This window comes from Neobacillus niacini (assembly GCF_030817695.1).
Classification (GTDB): domain Bacteria; phylum Bacillota; class Bacilli; order Bacillales; family Cytobacillaceae; genus Neobacillus; species Neobacillus niacini_F.
Window position 1 is genome coordinate 1,551,596 of sequence record NZ_JAUSZQ010000002.1, and the last position, 16,282, is coordinate 1,567,877.

Here is a 16,282-nt window from a genome sequence, read left to right on the forward strand (position 1 = left end):
TATTTATTCTTCTTTCACTTTTTCGGCTATTTCTGTGTTAACTAGTGTTTTATGATCAACCTCTTGTGGAAGCTCACCTGCTTCGTCCATAATGTCCTGGAGATTGTTCCATTCTTCAACATCAAGGATTGGGTCAGTCGCAAACGAGCCTTGCTCTTTATAGCGATCGACTACAGTGCTGATGAGTTCGATGTCAGTATCAGGGAAATAGGATTGAATAGCCTCAGCGATTTCTTTTGAGCTATGTGTTTCTACCCATTGCTGAGCCTTGTAAAGTGCTCTTGTGAATTTTTCTATAATATCCTTGTTTTCTTTCATGTAACTGTCCTTTGCCATGAAGGTTGTATAAGGAACATGGCCAGATTCAGTTCCAAATGAAGCAATAATATGTCCTTTACCTTCTTGTTCAAAGATACTAGCCTGCGGCTCAAACAATTGAACAAAATCTCCTGTGCCTGAGGCAAAAGCACTAGGAATATTTGCAAAATCAATGTTTTGAATGAGATTTAAATCTTGATGAGGATCGATACCATGTTTCTTAAGAACGAACTCCCCAACCATTTGCGGCATACCGCCAGTACGTTGACCTAAAAATGTTGAACCCTTTAACATATCCCATGAGAAATTATCAATTTTTTCTCTTGAGACGAGGAAGGTGCCATCGGTCTGTGTGAGTTGTGCAAAGTTAATAACCGGATCATTGGATCCTTGAGCGTAAACATAAATTGAAGTCTCAGAGCCTACCAATGCAATATCTGCACCATTTGATAACAGTGTTGTCATGGTTTTATCGCCGCCAAAGGCTGTAGACAATTCAACTTCCAGGCCCTCTTCTTTGAAAAATCCTTTTGCAATGGCAACATATTCAGGTGCATAGAAGATAGAACGAGTAACTTCAACCAAACGAACCTTTTCTATTTTCTCTGAATCAGTTTTTTCAGGATTGTTACAAGCAGCTAGTGAGAACATGAGAATGAAAACAAGAAGTGAAGAAAAGCTGATTTTCAACCATTTTTTCATACCAAAACCTCCTTATTACTATAAAAATCTGGGCTGTTGACCTAACATATCGTATGAAACAGAAATAAATGTGTGAATGCCTACTTACATAAATTTTTTGAATGATTAATGGAAAGGTGAAATCTAGTGAACAATCAAAATGGAAAAATCATCGAAGTTTATCGTTTTCCTTCACCCAATCCCAATGTAGAATTAAGGGAGATTACCTATTTTTCAGATGGATTGAGAGTAAAAGGACTGCTGGCACAACCGAAAATAAAAGGAAACTATGATGGCTTTTTATATTTGCGCGGCGGTATTAAAAACGTTGGGAAGGTCAGACCCGCAAGAATTGCTCAATTTGCCTCTGAAGGATTCATCGTATTTGCTCCTTACTATCGAGGAAATCAAGGTGGGGAGGGGAATGAGGATTTTGCAGGAGAGGACAGGGAGGATGCTTTTGCTGGCTATGAGCTTTTAAAGTCATTTCCTAATGTAGGGAATATCCATGTTTTTGGTTTTTCGCGGGGTGGTGTAATGGCATTGATGACTGCACTCCAATATCCAGAGGCAGCTTCCATTGTTACTTGGGGCGGGGTAAGTGATATGTTTTTAACCTATGAAGAAAGAAAAGATTTACGGAAAATGATGAAAAGGGTGATTGGCGGTACACCTGGAAAATATCCTGAAAGATATGAAGGGCGAACTCCTCTTTATGAACTCGAAAAGCTTATAGCTCCTGTTTTAATCATTCATGGAGTAAATGATGAGAATGTTTCGGTAGAGCATGCTTACAGACTCGAAAGAAGACTAAAGATGTTAAATAAGCCGGTGGAATGCTGGTATTTTGATGATTTTACCCACTACTTTCCTCCTGCAGTAAACAGAAAAATCGTGAAAGAATTATCGAATTGGATGAAATGTCAAATCAAAAGATGATAAAATAAAAGTAAGTCCAATTACAGAGGAGTTGGGTACATATGGGTATGACTCTTGAGTTAAATACGATGATCATAACAAAAGGCAGAGAAACAAGAATCGAAGAAAATCGTTTTGTATTAGAAAAAGATGGCTATCGACTTTATCCGATTGATATTCCCATTGACGTGAGAAAATCCATTGAAAGTGATACGAGCGGAATAGCTGTCATTAAAAAAGTAGAATGGCAAGAAAACCGCACTTGGTTAACGTATCAATTAATTTCACTAAATTCTACCAATTAGAGAAAGCCCTTATCGACTACGATAAGGGCTTTCTCTAATTAGGCAATGGGTCCGCCTTTTTCCTCAATTTCTGAATCAACTCTGGTAAATTTCTTAAAGTTTTCACGGAATTTATCCGCTAATTCTTTTGCTTTCTTATCATAGGCTTGTGGGTCTGCCCAGGTTTTGTTTGGTTGAAGAACCTCATCAGGCACACCTGCAATGTGGAGTGGAATATTTAGTCCAAAAATATCATCTTTTACGGTTTCAACATTGTTTAGTTCCCCTTCAAGTGCAGCCTGAATCATCGCTCTCGTATAGGATAACTTCATGCGGCTTCCGACTCCGTACTCCCCGCCAGTCCAGCCAGTATTTACAAGAAACACATTTGCATTATGCTCGAGTATTTTTTCACCAAGCATTTTTGCATAACGTGTTGCAGGTAAAGGCAGGAATGGTGCACCAAAGCAGGTGGAGAAAGTAGCCTCTGGAGATGTAACGCCGCGCTCCGTTCCGGCCAGCTTGGATGTATAACCACTCAGGAAATGATACATTGCCTGCTCTTTTGTTAACTTTGAGATTGGAGGCAATACCCCAAAGGCATCGGCAGTTAAAAAGACAATCGTATTCGGGTGGCCGGCAATGCTCGGCTGAACTATATTTTCAATGGCGTGCATCGGATAAGCAGCCCTTGTATTTTCGGTAAGAGTTGCATCGTCGTAATCCGCAATCCTTGTATCGGGATTAAGAACGACATTTTCTAATACAGAACCAAAATGGATAGCATCAAAAATTTGTGGTTCTTTTTCCCTAGAAAGATTAATCGTTTTTGCATAGCAGCCGCCTTCAATATTAAACACTCCATTAGAAGACCAGCCGTGTTCATCATCACCAATTAAACGGCGTTTGGGGTCAGCAGATAAAGTGGTTTTACCTGTCCCGGAAAGACCGAAAAACAGAGCAACATCGCCTTCAACACCAATATTAGCAGAGCAGTGCATAGAGAAAATATTATTCTCAGGTAATAGGTAGTTCATGATTGAAAAAATTGACTTTTTCATTTCACCAGCATATTCTGTTCCGCCGATTAATATCGTTCGTTTTTCGAATGAGATAATAATAAAGGTTTCAGACTTAGTACCATCTACTAAAGGATTTGCTTTAAAGTTAGGAGCGGAAATGACGGTGAAACCAGGTTTATGTGTCAACAATTCTTCTTCACTAGGACGAATAAATAATTGATGGGCGAATAGATTATGCCACGCAAATTCATTTACAATTTGAATCGGCAATTGGGTCTTTTTATCTGCTCCTGCAAATCCTTTAAAAACGAAGATTTCATTTCTTTCTTTTAAGTAATCTAAAACTTTATGATAGAGGTTATTAAATACATCTTCTGAAATGGGCTGATTTAAATTACCCCAATCAATTTTATCTTTAATGGATTCTTCCATTACAATAAATTTGTCTTGAGGAGATCTGCCAGTATATTTACCTGTTGATACACTTATGGCACCAGTTGAGGTTAATTTTCCTTCATTCCTAGATAGGATTTTTTCCACTAATTGAGGAACAGACATTTGAATGTGCACATTACTTTCTTCCAGCAATTGGCTTAATTCATTTGGGACATGTACTGAATTCATCAGAGCGAACCCTTCCTTTTCAAGTTTTTAATATTCAATATATTCATAAAAAGTATAACACATTTAATTGAATAGTCTATACTAATTAGTGAATTTGGGTTGTATTATACAATATAAATTTCAGTTGGAAAAATTTCATATAAATATCCTTAATTTGCTAGCAAATTCGTTGACAACGTTCGACAGGTTCAAGTATGATACTAATTTGAACGGATACTCTCTTATCCTGAGCTGGTGGAGGGACAGGCCCTATGAAACCCAGCAACCTGCTTTATGAGAAGACCAAGACATCATTGGTTCTATTCTCAAGTGCGAAGGTGCTAATCTGACGCAAGGCTTTGACCTTGAACGATAAGAGTGAAAGGACCGGAACAACCTTTCCTCATGTGGTAAGGTTTTTTGTTTTGTTTGAGACCTTTTATCAAAGTGTTACTAATAAAAATCCTTTGTTTATTTCATACTAAGGGAATGAGTACCGTATCAATTTCAGTGGTTCTTGAAGTATTCCTGTAACCTTCATATGAACCTTGATTTATCTCATAATATAGGAGGAAATCAGATGTCAAGAAACGCACGTTTGTTCACTTCTGAATCAGTAACGGAGGGTCATCCTGATAAGATGTGTGACCAAATTTCAGATTCCATTTTAGATGCTATTTTAGCGAAGGATGCGAATGCCCGAGTTGCCGCTGAAACATCGGTAACAACTGGACTCGTGTTAGTTGCAGGCGAAATTACTACATCTACTTATGTAGACATTCCAAAAATTGTCCGTGAAACAATTAAAGGTATTGGCTATAATCGTGCAAAATATGGCTTTGACTCCGAGACATGTGGTGTTATCACCTCTATTGGTGAGCAGTCTCCTGACATTGCGATGGGGGTCAATCAGGCACTTGAAGCACGTGAAGGTCAAATGTCTGATGAAGAAATTGAAGCAATTGGTGCAGGAGACCAAGGTTTAATGTTTGGTTTTGCATGTAACGAAACGAAAGAACTAATGCCTCTTCCAATTTCATTAGCTCACAAGCTTGCGCGCCGTTTAACAGAGGTTCGTAAAGAGGATATTCTTCCATACTTGCGTCCAGATGGAAAAACACAAGTAACAGTTGAATATGATGAGAATGACAAACCTGTCCGGATCGATACGATTGTTATTTCAACACAACATCATCCTGAAATTTCGTTAGAGCAAATCCAACGTAATGTAAAAGAGTATGTTATTAATCCAGTTGTTCCAAAGGAACTCATTGATGAAAATACAAAGTATTTCATTAATCCAACTGGCCGCTTCGTTATCGGTGGACCGCAAGGGGATGCTGGTTTAACAGGACGTAAAATTATTGTTGATACGTATGGCGGTTATGCACGTCACGGAGGTGGCGCATTCTCTGGTAAAGATCCTACAAAAGTAGACCGTTCTGCAGCCTATGCAGCTCGTTATGTTGCGAAGAATATTGTAGCGGCAGGACTTGCTGATAAAGTTGAGGTTCAACTAGCTTACGCAATTGGCGTAGCAAAACCGGTTTCCATTTCTGTTGATACTTTTGGTACTGGCAAAGTAAATGAAGACGTATTAGTTGATCTTGTAGGCGCAAACTTTGATCTTCGACCAGCTGGAATTATTAAAATGCTTAATCTTCGACGCCCTATTTATAAACAAACTGCAGCATATGGTCATTTTGGCCGTACGGATGTTGATCTTCCTTGGGAGCGGACAGATAAAGCCGACGCATTACGTCAGCAAGCAAATATACAATAATGTACAGGAGAGTTGCATTAGATGTAACTCTCTTTTTGATTTTCACGTCTAAGTTTAGGGCAATGTGTTTAGGAAACTATTTGTACCTGAATTTTCCTACCTTTCACACTGCCATTTTAAAAAAAATAGTGGTAGGATAAGAGAGTATGTTTTTTAGTTTGGATATTTAGATTGGAGTAGGTGAGATACATAATGTGTGGTTTTATTGGTTGTGTACACGACAAGGAACAACATTATCGTGATGAACAAAAACAACAATTCAAAAATATGAACGATATTATAACCCATCGTGGACCAGATGATGATGGCTTTTATTATGACGACCATATTCAATTCGGTTTTCGCCGTTTAAGTATTATAGATATTGAATGCGGGCATCAGCCGTTAACGTATGAAAATGAGCGCTATTGGATTATTTTTAATGGAGAGGTTTATAACTACCTAGAACTTCGTGAAGAATTGGTCAAAGAGGGCTTACAGTTTGCAACACACTCTGATACAGAAGTAATTATTGCTTTATATAGCCATTTGAAGGAAAAGGCCGTAGAAAAACTGCGCGGAATGTTTGCCTTCACGATATGGGATAAACAAGAACAAACCATCTTTGGTGCAAGGGATCCTTTTGGGATTAAACCATACTTCTATCTTGAAGATGGGGAAAGAACATTTTTTGCTTCTGAGAAGAAGAGTATCCTTCTAGCCCTGGAGAATGATGTGTTAGATTATGATTCCCTGCAGCACTATTTAACATATCAGTTTGTTCCAGAACCAAACACGATGTCAAAAGGCATTCATAAATTGGAGCCAGGGCATTATTTTACAAAGAAGATAGGCTCTCCAATGGAAATTAAAAGATATTGGAAGGCAAGTTTTAACCCGGTACAAAAATCAGAATCATCATTTATAAAAGAAATACAAGAGGTTTTAATTGATTCGGTTAAAATGCATATGAGAAGTGATGTTCCTGTTGGTTCATTCCTTTCAGGAGGAATTGACTCATCCATTATTGCTTCGATTGCAAAGCAGTTTCATCCTGCTATTAAGACATTTTCAGTTGGTTTCGAACAAAATGGTTTTAGTGAAATCGATGTTGCAAAAGAAACAGCAGATAAACTTGGGGTAGAAAATATTAGTTATGTGATTACACCGCAAGAATATATGAATGAACTGCCGAAAATCATTTGGCACATGGATGACCCACTTGCAGACCCAGCTGCGATTCCGTTGTACTTTGTGGCCCGTGAAGCTAGAAAGCATGTTACGGTTGTTCTGTCTGGTGAAGGTGCAGATGAATTGTTTGGCGGCTACAATATTTATCGTGAACCACAGGATTTAGAAGTGTTTAATAAAATCCCAAGGGTAGGAAAAGTACTGCTAAAAGGGATTGCGAACATAATGCCTGAAGGAATGAAAGGGAAGAGCTTTATCGAACGTGGAGTCACTCCAATGGAAGAACGTTATATTGGGAATGCTAAAATGTTCACGGAGGAAGAAAAAAGAGATTTGCTTTCAGTTTACCGTGAAGGTTTAAATTACACCGATATTACAAAACCACTTTACGCTGAATCACAAGGCTATGACCCAGTTGACCGTATGCAATTTATTGATATTCATACATGGATGCGCGGCGATATCTTATTAAAAGCTGATAAAATGACAATGGCTCATTCATTAGAGCTACGAGTTCCATTCTTGGATAAAGTCGTTTTTGAAACAGCTTCGAAAATTCCGACTAACTTGAAAACAGCTAACGGAACAACGAAGTATATTTTACGAAAAGCAGCGGAAGGCATTGTTCCTGAACATGTATTAAATCGTAAGAAACTTGGGTTCCCAGTGCCGATTCGCCATTGGCTGAAGAATGAAATGAATGACTGGGCAAAAACAATTATTAAAGAAAGCAGCACGGATCATTTAATCAATAAAAGTTACGTATTAAGACTTCTTGAAGAACACTGTCAAGGAAAGGCTGATAACAGCCGGAAAATATGGACCGTGCTAATCTTTATGGTGTGGCACCAGGTTTATGTCGAGGGGAAATACTCCTTTTCAGGACAAAAAGAACTACAGACTATGAAAAATTAGTTGCTAGCATGTAATTTTCAATAGTAGGTACCGTTAAGGAATGGCTCGAAGTTTTCTTCAGGCCATTCTTTTTTTGCTTTATAAGATGTCTTGTCCTTAATCGAGTAACCAGCAAAAATAGAATAAGCGGAGATTTTCCGGTTAAATGCAGAATGGAGCTCGTTTTGAGGTAAATAAGCGGAGATTTTCCGCTTAATCAAAGAAAAATCTCCCATTTTCCAATTTTTTGAGTAAATAGGCGGAATCTCTCCGTCTATTTAGGCTTTTTTTATTACGAATTACTAATTAAGCGGAATTTTTCCGCCTATTTTTCAGCTCAGGTGCTTAACCTAATCCCACAACCGATAAGTGCGGACCCTATTGAACCTAGATTCGGGAACCAGCCGCTTTTTATCGACCAGCTCATAGAAATCAATAAAATTGGTACTCAAAATTAATCATATTATTCCTGTAGTGACTTATAATACTGAGCTTTCTCTGCATATTCTGTATAAATCCTGAGCATTTCTTTTTTGTCATGTTCATTTAATTCTCTAATAACTTTGGCTGGTCTGCCAAATGCTAATGTATTAGGAGGGATTTTTTTGCCTTGCGGTACAAGACTGCCCGCACCAATAAAAGCACCTTCTCCAATTTCTGCTTGGTCAAGAATAATGGAGCCCATGCCGATTAATGCCTTTTTTCGAATAATACAGCTGTGGAGAATCACCTGGTGCCCAACAGTTACCTCGTCCTCTAGGATCAATGGGTTATTCGGGCTTTGGTGTAGAACGGAGTTGTCTTGAATATTCACTTTCTTTCCGATTACAGTAGGCGCGACATCTCCTCTAATAACAGTGTTAAACCAAACACTTGATTCCTCACCTATTTCAACCTCACCAGTAATAGTAGTAAAATCTGCAATGAAAGCAGAGTCAGCTATTTTAGGGTATTTACCTTTGTATGGATAAATCATATTTGTCGCTCCTTTTTTGACTGAAATGGATATTCACTTTAATATTATACTAAATAGAATATTTTTCTAGGGGGAAAAACTATGTGGAAGTGGGAAGCAGAAGGGGAAGCGAAGGCTGTAATCGTGATGGTTCATGGTGCAATGGAACATCACCGGCGATATGGCTGGCTCATTGAAATGTGGCGCGGTTCTGGTTTTCATGTCATTATGGGTGATCTTCCTGGGCAAGGCATGACAACAAGATCCCGCAGAGGCCATATAGACTCATTTGACGAGTACATAAGTGAAGTGAAAGAATGGATTAAAGCAGCCTTTCGTTATGAAATACCTGTATTTTTATACGGCCATAGTATGGGGGGCTTAATTGCAATACGTTTGTTGCAGGAAGAAAGATTAGACTTGGCAGGGGTCATTCTCTCCTCACCATGCTTAGGTTTAGTTCATACTCCTCCTAAAATTTTAGATATATTATCATACGGTATTAATCTTGTTTTCCCTTCATTGAAAATGAATTCAGGCATAACCGTTGAGATGGCTACCAGAAATCAAGATGTAATTGAGGCGGATAGAGATGATACCCTCTATATCACAAAAGTCTCTGTTAGGTGGTACCGTGAATTAGTTGAGGCTATGAAAGAGGCTTTCCTATCAATCGAAGGAACAAAGGATGTTCCAATGCTTGTAATGCAAGCAGGTGATGATAAAATTGTTAATAAGATTCCCGTTAAGGAATGGTTTAACCATGCACCACTTTCAGAAAAAAGATATAAGGAATGGCCTAAGCTTTATCATGAAATCTTTAATGAACCAGAACGAGAAGATATATTTGAGTACGCGAAGGATTTTGTTATCAGCCAATTAAAAGCAATAGGTTACATTGTTTAAGAAAGGGAAGATCTACTCCATGATGCCAATTAGACTCATGTCGAAAGTATATCGCCTCATTATTCCAGCAGTCCATCAAGAACTTGGTTACTGGAGGTCCCGAGCAGAGAATATCCCTAACCAGGAGCTTAGAAAGCAAGCTCTGGCTAGTATTGAACATAAAACATTTCACTGTGAAGGAGGAGGTATCCTTGCTCTTTCCGCGAATGGTGAGTATAAAAAAGCAGTAAAGTTTATCGTTGCTTATCAAACCATTAGTGATTACTTAGATAATCTTTGTGATCGGAGTACCTCGCTCGATCCGAAGGATTTTGCAGCCCTGCACGAATCGATGAGCGATGCCCTGACACTTGGAAGTAAACCTGGAGATTATTACCGATTTCGTGAGGATCAGAACGATGGCGGCTATTTAAATGATCTAGCAGAAACTTGCAGATCTGTTTTAGAAGAAGTGGAACATTATCCAATAATAAAAGATTATTTGTTGGAGCTCTGCGAATATTACTGCAGCTTACAAGTACACAAGCATGTTATTCAGGAAGAACGTGTACCTCGTCTTGAAAAATGGTTTGAAGATCATCAAAATAACCTGCCAGAAATGGAATGGTATGAGTTTTCCGCTTGCTCTGGCTCCACATTGGGGATATTCTGTCTCATTTCATATGCGATGAGAGAGGACTTTTCTGCAGTGGATGCTGAAAATATTCGTAAAGGATATTTTCCTTACATACAGGGACTGCATATATTATTAGATTATTTTATCGACCAAGAAGAAGATCGAGAAGGCGGCGACTTGAATTTCTGTTTTTACTATGAAAATTCAGAAACACTTTTCAAACGTTTAAAGCACTTTGTCACGGAAGCCGACAAACATACAGAATTTCTGCCACATAAGAAATTCCACCAGCTAATTAACAGAGGCTTGTTAGGAATTTATTTATCGGATGGGAAGGTTCGTAAACAGAAAAATATCCGTAAATTAGCAAAAGGAATTATTAAGACGGGCGGAATTATTAGCTATTTCTTCTATATCAATGGACTAGCGTACCGCTCATTTCAGAAATGGATTCCCTCATTATTTACGAAGGCTATCGTAAAATAAAAGAAAAACCAGGCCAAATTAAATCAGCCTGGTTTTATCTTTTCTCAATTGCAACGATGAAAGGGGGATTATTTTGTTGATTGATAAATCGATACTGAAGGACATGAGCCTTCTTCTGATCGATATTCTGACAATACGTCAATAAAGCGTCTCGCTCAACTGCGCCTTCAGCGTGACCATGGTAAATCACAAGAATGATTAATCCTTCTGGAACCATTATCTCAAGTAACTGTTGTATTGCGGTTATGGTGGTTTCAGGTTTTGTTACAACTGACTTATCACTGCCAGGCAAATAACCTAAGTTAAAAATGGCAGCTTTTACCTTACCATGATGTTCCGCGGGTATTAATTTGGATAGGTGTTCATGCCCTTTATGAAAAATAGTTACGGTGTCAGCTAAACCATGTTGATTCAGCCTTTCCATACTTGTTCGAATCGCATCCTCTTGTACATCAAACCCATAAACGGTGCCTTTTTCACCTACAAGATTTGCCATAAAAAGAGTATCATGACCATTTCCAAGTGTTGCGTCAACAACGACATCACCATTAGTAATTGTCATTTCAAGTAATTTCTTTGCGTAAGGAAGTATGCGGTCCAGCTTCACGGTTAGTTCCTCACTATACTCTTTTGAAAATATTTCCCTTGATAACTGTCTCTTCTTTTTAGCTCAGCATCAATGGAATTTAATACTTCCCACTTGTTTACACCTCCACATTGGTCCTACCATTAAATCAATCGGTCCGTCCCCAGTAATACGATGAACAATCATTTCCGGCGGTAAAATTTCTAACTGGTCACATACTAAATTTACATAATCCTCTTGAGAAAGAAATTCAAGCATGCCTTTTTCATACTGTTTGACCATCGGTGTGCCTTTTAATAAGTGAAGCAAATGTATTTTTATTCCTTGAACATCAAGCTTAGCAACTTCTCTTGCTGTTTCCATCATCATGTCATATGATTCAAGCGGCAATCCATTAATAATGTGGGAACAAATTCGGATGCCATGTTTTCGAAGCTTATTTACACCTTCGACATAACATTGAAAATCATGGGCGCGATTGATTAATAAGGCAGTACGCTCATGTACCGTTTGCAAGCCTAGCTCAACCCATAAATATGTTCTTTGGTTTAATTCGGCTAAATATTCAACCACATCATCCGGAAGACAGTCTGGGCGAGTTGCAATCGATAAACCGACAACTCCCTCCTGATTAAGAACCTTTTCGAATTTTTCACGGAGGACCTCAACAGGTGCATGTGTATTGGTATAAGCCTGAAAGTAGGCCATATATTTGCCATCTTTCCATTTCGTATGCATTTTTTCCTTTATTTCAAGGAATTGTGTCTCTAAATCATCCGCTCGGTCACCGGCAAAATCGCCTGATCCTGCAGCACTGCAAAAAGTACAGCCGCCGTGTGCAACCGTACCGTCACGGTTTGGGCAGTCAAAGCCGCCATCTAAAGCAACTTTGAAAACTTTATGGCCAAATTGCTGGCGTAAGTGATAATTCCATGTATGGTAACGTTTATCGTCAGTAGCATATGGAAAAGGGTTGGTCTGAGTCAATTCAGAAACCTCCTTTTGTTTTTTTAAGCATAAAGTCAATTTTATCACGAAAATAAACGCTTATCCAACTGTATTGTTTACCAGTAATTATCACGTTATAGGAAAAGGGAGAGAGAACAAAATAAGATATGAAGCACTTTGACTCATTGAGGGAAGTGTTTTACCAAAAAGAAGGGGGTCCTTAGATGGCTACTCGTGCTTCAATGGATGCTTTAATACAGCAATGTGAGGATGTTATTCGCTATGCACAGGATCAATTAAAGGAAAGCAGCCTTCAAGAGCATTACAACAATGATGATTATACAAACGCTTTACAACAGCTCGAACAAACTTATCAGGATATTGCGAGAATGGCTCATAGTGCTAATGGGCAGCAGCGGGATCAACTCCATCGGATGAGACTTCAAATTCAACAGCTTCAAAATAATATGATTTTAGAGGGTCAAGCATTTAGAGGAGGAGATCTTTCTTGAAAAAACGGTCTAAACAACAAAACCCTGAACAAAAAACCCGAAATGGGAATAACAATCAGGATCTTGAACTTGGTCAGGATGTTGATCTTGTTAAACAAGCAAAAAAGAAGTATGAAAATTCAGGCGGCCAGCCGGTAAAATCAAAATTTCATCAAGAAAAGGACCAATCATCTTAATAAATTGCTTAAGGCCTTCAACGTAGTTGAAGGTCTTTTTTTTATAATGAGAACTCCTGAAAACACTGTGATAATAAGGTAAAATGGCCGTTCACAATTTAGAAATAACTCCATATCTTTTTGTGATTTTGGTCACAGAATGGGTTGGGGGAACATGCGATAAATAAGGTAAGAAATCTGACTTTTTATGGTCTTAAATGTTGAGTCTTGTGAATGAGTTCACAAAAAGTTCACAAGCTTGAAAGGAAGTAAATCGATGAAAAAATTACTGCTCTCCATAAATATAATGCTGTGCTTTCTTCTGCTATTGAACCCGGCAATGATTGCTGGAGAAGAAAATCAAAACATCCTGACTATGGAGGAACTTTCAATAAAGGTAATGCCGGAATTTTCATACCATCCTAATGATTTTAAGAAAGAAAAACCGCCCTTATTGATTGGCTACCAAGGAACCATGAGAAATCTTACTGAACAGCCGCAAAAGGGGAAAATTGAACTGCCGCTGCCTATGGAAGAAACGAATTTTCGAATTGGCTATGTAGCTGATTATTCAAGCGATTTATCGAAGGTCTATGAAATTGAGTACATAATCGACCAAAAAAAAGGGACTATTTCTTGGACTACAAGTGAAGAAATTCAACCAAATGATGTATATAAATTCGTTGTTGAATTTTATACCGATAGCATAATGACAGCTCAGTCAATAAAAAAAGCCCCGCTATTCTTTCTATTGCTGCGGTTAGTGGAGCAGGGTTACTGGCTGCCGGTGCGTTTACCTATTTTGTTAAAAGCAAACGCAGGAAGAATTAGCTGGGCAAGACCATTCCTTTTGGCAATAAAGTACTCAGTACTTTATTCAATAAATTAGAGAGAAGATCAATATTATGGGAGGTGAAAGGATGTTAAAAAAATCATTTAAAAAATTACTGGCAATTGATAAAAGAGTGTTGATCTTAGGTGCTCTTTTAGCTGGCGTACTCTTTTCCTTTGGGACTGTTAAAACAATGGCTTACCTAGACTCACCTGGTTTTTGTCAAAACTGTCATACCATGAAATCAGTTTATACGTCATTTGTAGATTCGACTCATGCAGAATTGCAGTGTAACGACTGCCATTTACCACATGAGAGTGAGGTAGGGAAATTATTTTTTAAGGGCCGCGCCGGGATGACACATATTTTTTATAACACCCTGGGTACTGAAGATATACCAGATAGAATTTATGCGACAACACGGACATTGAGGGTAATTAATAAAAACTGTGCAGAATGTCATAGTAGCACCGTTAATAATGTCTCGCATGATGCAAAAGAAAACTGTATGTCATGTCACCAAACAGTACCACATGGAAGCGATTTTAAAGACGATAGTTATGATCAGCCGCCTAAGTCTGGTGAGCTATTAAAAAATAAGGGAGGATTTTAAGAATGAATAGGTTCCGCTATGGGGCATACCTCCTTCTACTAGTATTTGTTCTCATCATTACTGGCTGCAGCAACTCCAGTGAGAATGAAGGTGAAAAGACGGCAAGTGCTAAGGAAGCTACGGGGGAAACAGGCCTTTCTAAGGATGAAATAAGTAATGAAGCGTTTAAAGAGTTATTTCCACTTCAATATAATAGCTATATGAAAAATGAAAAAATGGAAGATACCAAATACAATGGTTCCGAAAAACGAAGCAAGTACGACCCTGATAAGGAACCGTTACTTCCAGTACTTTTTAACGGTTATGGATTTGCTACTGAATACAATGAAGACCGTGGTCACGTATATGCTTTGGAAGATGTAAGGGATATTAAACGCATAACCGATAAATCTGTTGGTTCTTGTTATACATGTAAATCAACAGCAGTCCCTCAAATGATTGAAGAAATGGGCGACGATTATTGGGGAGCCAATTTTAATGCAGAAATTTGGCCAAAAGGGGAAGCAATGGGACACTCGCCAATTGGATGTTCTGATTGCCATGATCCCGAAACAATGGACTTACGTGTTACACGTCCAAGCTTCTACAAAGCTTTAGAAGCGCAGGGAATTGATACTTCAAATCCAACTAAGAATGAAATGCGCAGCTATGTTTGCGGTCAGTGCCATGTAGAATATCACTTCGCCGCAGATAACAGCGAAGTAACTTTCCCTTGGGATAATGGTTTTAAGCCTGAAGATATGTATGAATACTATAATACAATAGCAAAAGAAAACGGCTTTGAAAAAGACTGGGTTCACAATATTTCTGGTACACCAATGTTAAAAGCACAGCACCCAGAATATGAAACACATGCCGGCGGAACACATGGTAAGGCAAATGTATCCTGTGCTGACTGTCATATGCCATATGAGCGTGTAGATGGAAAAAGAAAAATCACTTCACACTATTGGACTTCACCGCTTAAAACAATGGATACATCTTGCGGCCAATGTCATGGTGATAGAGATTTAGACAAGCTAAAAGATCGTGTAATTGAAATCCAAGATGCAAACGTAAGTGCCTTACATGAAGCGCAGGATATCTCAACCACTGCTCACTATTATATTAATAAGATGATTACTTCTGGAGTCAGCCAAGACAAGATTAAGCAGGCTCAAGAATTTGTGCGTAAAGGTCAATGGTTCTGGGATATTATTGCAGCTGAAAACTCTTCAGGCTTCCACAATCCACAAGGCTCTATGGATTCTTTAAGAGAATCAGTTGTACAATCAAACAATGCCATTCGCCTAGCAACAGAAGAGCTAGTGAAAAAAGGTGTCAGCCTTGAAGAACTTAATTCTGAAATTGAAAAAGTGAAAACTGCTGTCCAAGCTGAAACGGTTAACGAGAAGAAAAAGGATCATGCTGTAAACAGCTATTTCCCTGCTCAGCAGCCAGTAGTACCAGCAGTAAAAAAGTAGACCCTTTCATAAAAACGTAACCGTCCCGCCAAGAAGGATTAAGTTCTTTAAGAAAGAGTCCATAAAATATCTTACAGAAAACACTGTTTCTATTTGTGGAACAGTGTTTTCTGTTGTTATTGTGACCAAATGATGTCGGGCTGTCAATAAAACTTATTTGGTATTGGTCTAAAATGGAAGGAATTTAAATATTTATATGGAAAATCCAATATGAAAAAGGTGAGGTTCATGTATGTTGTTCACTTTTTTGAGAACAAAGAGGAGCTTGTGAATCAGCTTCTTGGAAGTGCTCCAGCCGTTGGGGATGCCATTACTATTAAAGGTCGTAAAGGGAAGGTCACTAGTGTTAATCAGGTTGATGACAAACATGTACATGTACAAATTACGGTAGAAAAAGTGGTTGTCAAAAATAAACCTGTAGCTGCCGATCTAGCGAAGAAGAAAAAGAGATAATTAAGATTCTAGAGGTCCTATTAAAGGGCTTTTTTTTATTATTAAAACAATTTGGAAAAGGATTGCGTGAAAACGGGATTCAGA

General features: G+C 38.4%; 17 protein-coding genes, 1 pseudogene and 1 riboswitch. Of the genes and pseudogenes, 12 read left to right on the forward strand and 6 right to left on the reverse strand.

Annotated elements, in window-relative coordinates:
- Positions 1–3 precede the first annotated feature (3 nt).
- Positions 4–1,020, reverse strand: a complete 1,017-nt coding sequence (locus QFZ28_RS07995; RefSeq protein WP_307194137.1) for an ABC transporter substrate-binding protein — start codon at positions 1,018–1,020, stop codon at positions 4–6.
- Between the two features lie 126 nt (positions 1,021–1,146).
- Here QFZ28_RS07995 and QFZ28_RS08000 point away from each other — a divergent pair, with 126 nt between their 5' ends.
- Positions 1,147–1,938, forward strand: a complete 792-nt coding sequence (locus tag QFZ28_RS08000; RefSeq protein WP_307194138.1) for an alpha/beta hydrolase family protein — start codon at positions 1,147–1,149, stop codon at positions 1,936–1,938.
- A gap of 41 nt (positions 1,939–1,979) precedes the next feature.
- Positions 1,980–2,222, forward strand: coding sequence for a DUF2584 domain-containing protein (locus tag QFZ28_RS08005; protein WP_307194139.1), 243 nt, complete (start codon positions 1,980–1,982; stop codon positions 2,220–2,222).
- Between the two features lie 38 nt (positions 2,223–2,260).
- Here the strand turns inward: QFZ28_RS08005 and pckA are convergent, their stop codons facing one another.
- Positions 2,261–3,847, reverse strand: a complete 1,587-nt coding sequence (gene pckA, locus QFZ28_RS08010; RefSeq protein ID WP_307194140.1) for a phosphoenolpyruvate carboxykinase (ATP) — start codon at positions 3,845–3,847, stop codon at positions 2,261–2,263.
- 218 nt (positions 3,848–4,065) lie between these two features.
- Positions 4,066–4,205, forward strand: a riboswitch (SAM riboswitch).
- Positions 4,206–4,406: 201 nt separating this feature from the next.
- On the opposite strand from pckA, the gene metK reads away from it, so the two are divergent.
- Both metK and asnB read left to right on the forward strand, forming a co-directional pair.
- Entirely contained in the window at positions 4,407–5,609 is a 1,203-nt protein-coding gene (gene metK / locus QFZ28_RS08015; RefSeq protein WP_307194141.1) for a methionine adenosyltransferase, read from the forward strand.
- A 192-nt stretch (positions 5,610–5,801) separates the two neighbouring features.
- Positions 5,802–7,694: an asparagine synthase (glutamine-hydrolyzing) gene (gene asnB / locus QFZ28_RS08020; RefSeq protein WP_307194142.1), complete on the forward strand. Its 1,893-nt coding sequence runs from the start codon at positions 5,802–5,804 to the stop codon at positions 7,692–7,694.
- A gap of 17 nt (positions 7,695–7,711) precedes the next feature.
- On the opposite strand, the gene QFZ28_RS08025 is transcribed toward asnB, so the two are convergent.
- Positions 7,712–7,894 (reverse strand): hypothetical protein, encoded by a 183-nt coding sequence (locus tag QFZ28_RS08025; RefSeq protein ID WP_307194143.1) that lies wholly within the window; start codon positions 7,892–7,894, stop codon positions 7,712–7,714.
- Between the two features lie 242 nt (positions 7,895–8,136).
- The gene (locus tag QFZ28_RS08030; RefSeq protein ID WP_307194144.1) at positions 8,137–8,649 is read right to left on the reverse strand and encodes a gamma carbonic anhydrase; all 513 of its coding nucleotides are present in this window, start codon (positions 8,647–8,649) and stop codon (positions 8,137–8,139) included.
- An 81-nt stretch (positions 8,650–8,730) separates the two neighbouring features.
- On the opposite strand from QFZ28_RS08030, the gene QFZ28_RS08035 reads away from it, so the two are divergent.
- Both QFZ28_RS08035 and QFZ28_RS08040 read left to right on the forward strand, forming a co-directional pair.
- The gene (locus tag QFZ28_RS08035; RefSeq protein WP_307194145.1) at positions 8,731–9,534 is read left to right on the forward strand and encodes an alpha/beta hydrolase; all 804 of its coding nucleotides are present in this window, start codon (positions 8,731–8,733) and stop codon (positions 9,532–9,534) included.
- 37 nt (positions 9,535–9,571) lie between these two features.
- A complete protein-coding gene (locus QFZ28_RS08040; RefSeq protein WP_307194146.1) occupies positions 9,572–10,636 on the forward strand; it encodes a tetraprenyl-beta-curcumene synthase family protein in 1,065 nt (354 codons plus the stop codon).
- A gap of 34 nt (positions 10,637–10,670) precedes the next feature.
- Here the strand turns inward: QFZ28_RS08040 and QFZ28_RS08045 are convergent, their stop codons facing one another.
- Both QFZ28_RS08045 and QFZ28_RS08050 read right to left on the reverse strand, forming a co-directional pair.
- Positions 10,671–11,243 carry a class I SAM-dependent methyltransferase gene (locus QFZ28_RS08045; protein WP_307194147.1) on the reverse strand — a complete coding sequence of 191 codons (573 nt, stop codon included), beginning with the start codon at positions 11,241–11,243 and terminating at the stop codon, positions 10,671–10,673.
- 2 nt (positions 11,244–11,245) lie between these two features.
- Positions 11,246–12,209 (reverse strand): annotated as a pseudogene (locus QFZ28_RS08050) (TIGR01212 family radical SAM protein).
- Positions 12,210–12,394: 185 nt separating this feature from the next.
- On the opposite strand from QFZ28_RS08050, the gene QFZ28_RS08055 reads away from it, so the two are divergent.
- From QFZ28_RS08055 to QFZ28_RS08080, 6 genes are all read left to right on the forward strand, one after another.
- Positions 12,395–12,682 carry a YtzC family protein gene (locus QFZ28_RS08055; RefSeq protein ID WP_307194148.1) on the forward strand — a complete coding sequence of 96 codons (288 nt, stop codon included), beginning with the start codon at positions 12,395–12,397 and terminating at the stop codon, positions 12,680–12,682.
- Positions 12,679–12,858 carry a glycogen biosynthesis protein GlgD gene (locus QFZ28_RS08060; RefSeq protein ID WP_307194149.1) on the forward strand — a complete coding sequence of 60 codons (180 nt, stop codon included), beginning with the start codon at positions 12,679–12,681 and terminating at the stop codon, positions 12,856–12,858. Before QFZ28_RS08055 ends, QFZ28_RS08060 begins: the two co-directional genes overlap by 4 nt.
- A gap of 256 nt (positions 12,859–13,114) precedes the next feature.
- The gene (locus QFZ28_RS08065) at positions 13,115–13,726 is read left to right on the forward strand and encodes a hypothetical protein (RefSeq protein ID WP_307194150.1); all 612 of its coding nucleotides are present in this window, start codon (positions 13,115–13,117) and stop codon (positions 13,724–13,726) included.
- Between the two features lie 31 nt (positions 13,727–13,757).
- Positions 13,758–14,282, forward strand: coding sequence for a cytochrome c3 family protein (locus tag QFZ28_RS08070; protein WP_307194151.1), 525 nt, complete (start codon positions 13,758–13,760; stop codon positions 14,280–14,282).
- 2 nt (positions 14,283–14,284) lie between these two features.
- A complete protein-coding gene (locus QFZ28_RS08075) occupies positions 14,285–15,745 on the forward strand; it encodes an ammonia-forming cytochrome c nitrite reductase subunit c552 (protein ID WP_307194152.1) in 1,461 nt (486 codons plus the stop codon).
- Between the two features lie 210 nt (positions 15,746–15,955).
- A complete protein-coding gene (locus QFZ28_RS08080; protein ID WP_373428052.1) occupies positions 15,956–16,198 on the forward strand; it encodes a hypothetical protein in 243 nt (80 codons plus the stop codon).
- Positions 16,199–16,282: the final 84 nt, after the last annotated feature.

Bases quoted from the DNA above. Each gene is read 5' to 3' on its own strand.
- QFZ28_RS07995 (WP_307194137.1), bottom strand. From the start codon at position 1,020: ATGAAAAAATGGTTGAAAATCAGCTTTTCTTCACTTCTTGTTTTCATT.
- QFZ28_RS08005 (WP_307194139.1), top strand. From the start codon at position 1,980: ATGGGTATGACTCTTGAGTTAAATACGATGATCATAACAAAAGGCAGA.
- pckA (WP_307194140.1), bottom strand. From the start codon at position 3,847: ATGAATTCAGTACATGTCCCAAATGAATTAAGCCAATTGCTGGAAGAA.
- metK (WP_307194141.1), top strand. From the start codon at position 4,407: ATGTCAAGAAACGCACGTTTGTTCACTTCTGAATCAGTAACGGAGGGT.
- asnB (WP_307194142.1), top strand. From the start codon at position 5,802: ATGTGTGGTTTTATTGGTTGTGTACACGACAAGGAACAACATTATCGT.
- QFZ28_RS08030 (WP_307194144.1), bottom strand. From the start codon at position 8,649: ATGATTTATCCATACAAAGGTAAATACCCTAAAATAGCTGACTCTGCT.
- QFZ28_RS08035 (WP_307194145.1), top strand. From the start codon at position 8,731: ATGTGGAAGTGGGAAGCAGAAGGGGAAGCGAAGGCTGTAATCGTGATG.
- QFZ28_RS08040 (WP_307194146.1), top strand. From the start codon at position 9,572: ATGTCGAAAGTATATCGCCTCATTATTCCAGCAGTCCATCAAGAACTT.
- QFZ28_RS08055 (WP_307194148.1), top strand. From the start codon at position 12,395: ATGGCTACTCGTGCTTCAATGGATGCTTTAATACAGCAATGTGAGGAT.
- QFZ28_RS08065 (WP_307194150.1), top strand. From the start codon at position 13,115: ATGAAAAAATTACTGCTCTCCATAAATATAATGCTGTGCTTTCTTCTG.
- QFZ28_RS08070 (WP_307194151.1), top strand. From the start codon at position 13,758: ATGTTAAAAAAATCATTTAAAAAATTACTGGCAATTGATAAAAGAGTG.
- QFZ28_RS08075 (WP_307194152.1), top strand. From the start codon at position 14,285: ATGAATAGGTTCCGCTATGGGGCATACCTCCTTCTACTAGTATTTGTT.
- QFZ28_RS08080 (WP_373428052.1), top strand. From the start codon at position 15,956: ATGAAAAAGGTGAGGTTCATGTATGTTGTTCACTTTTTTGAGAACAAA.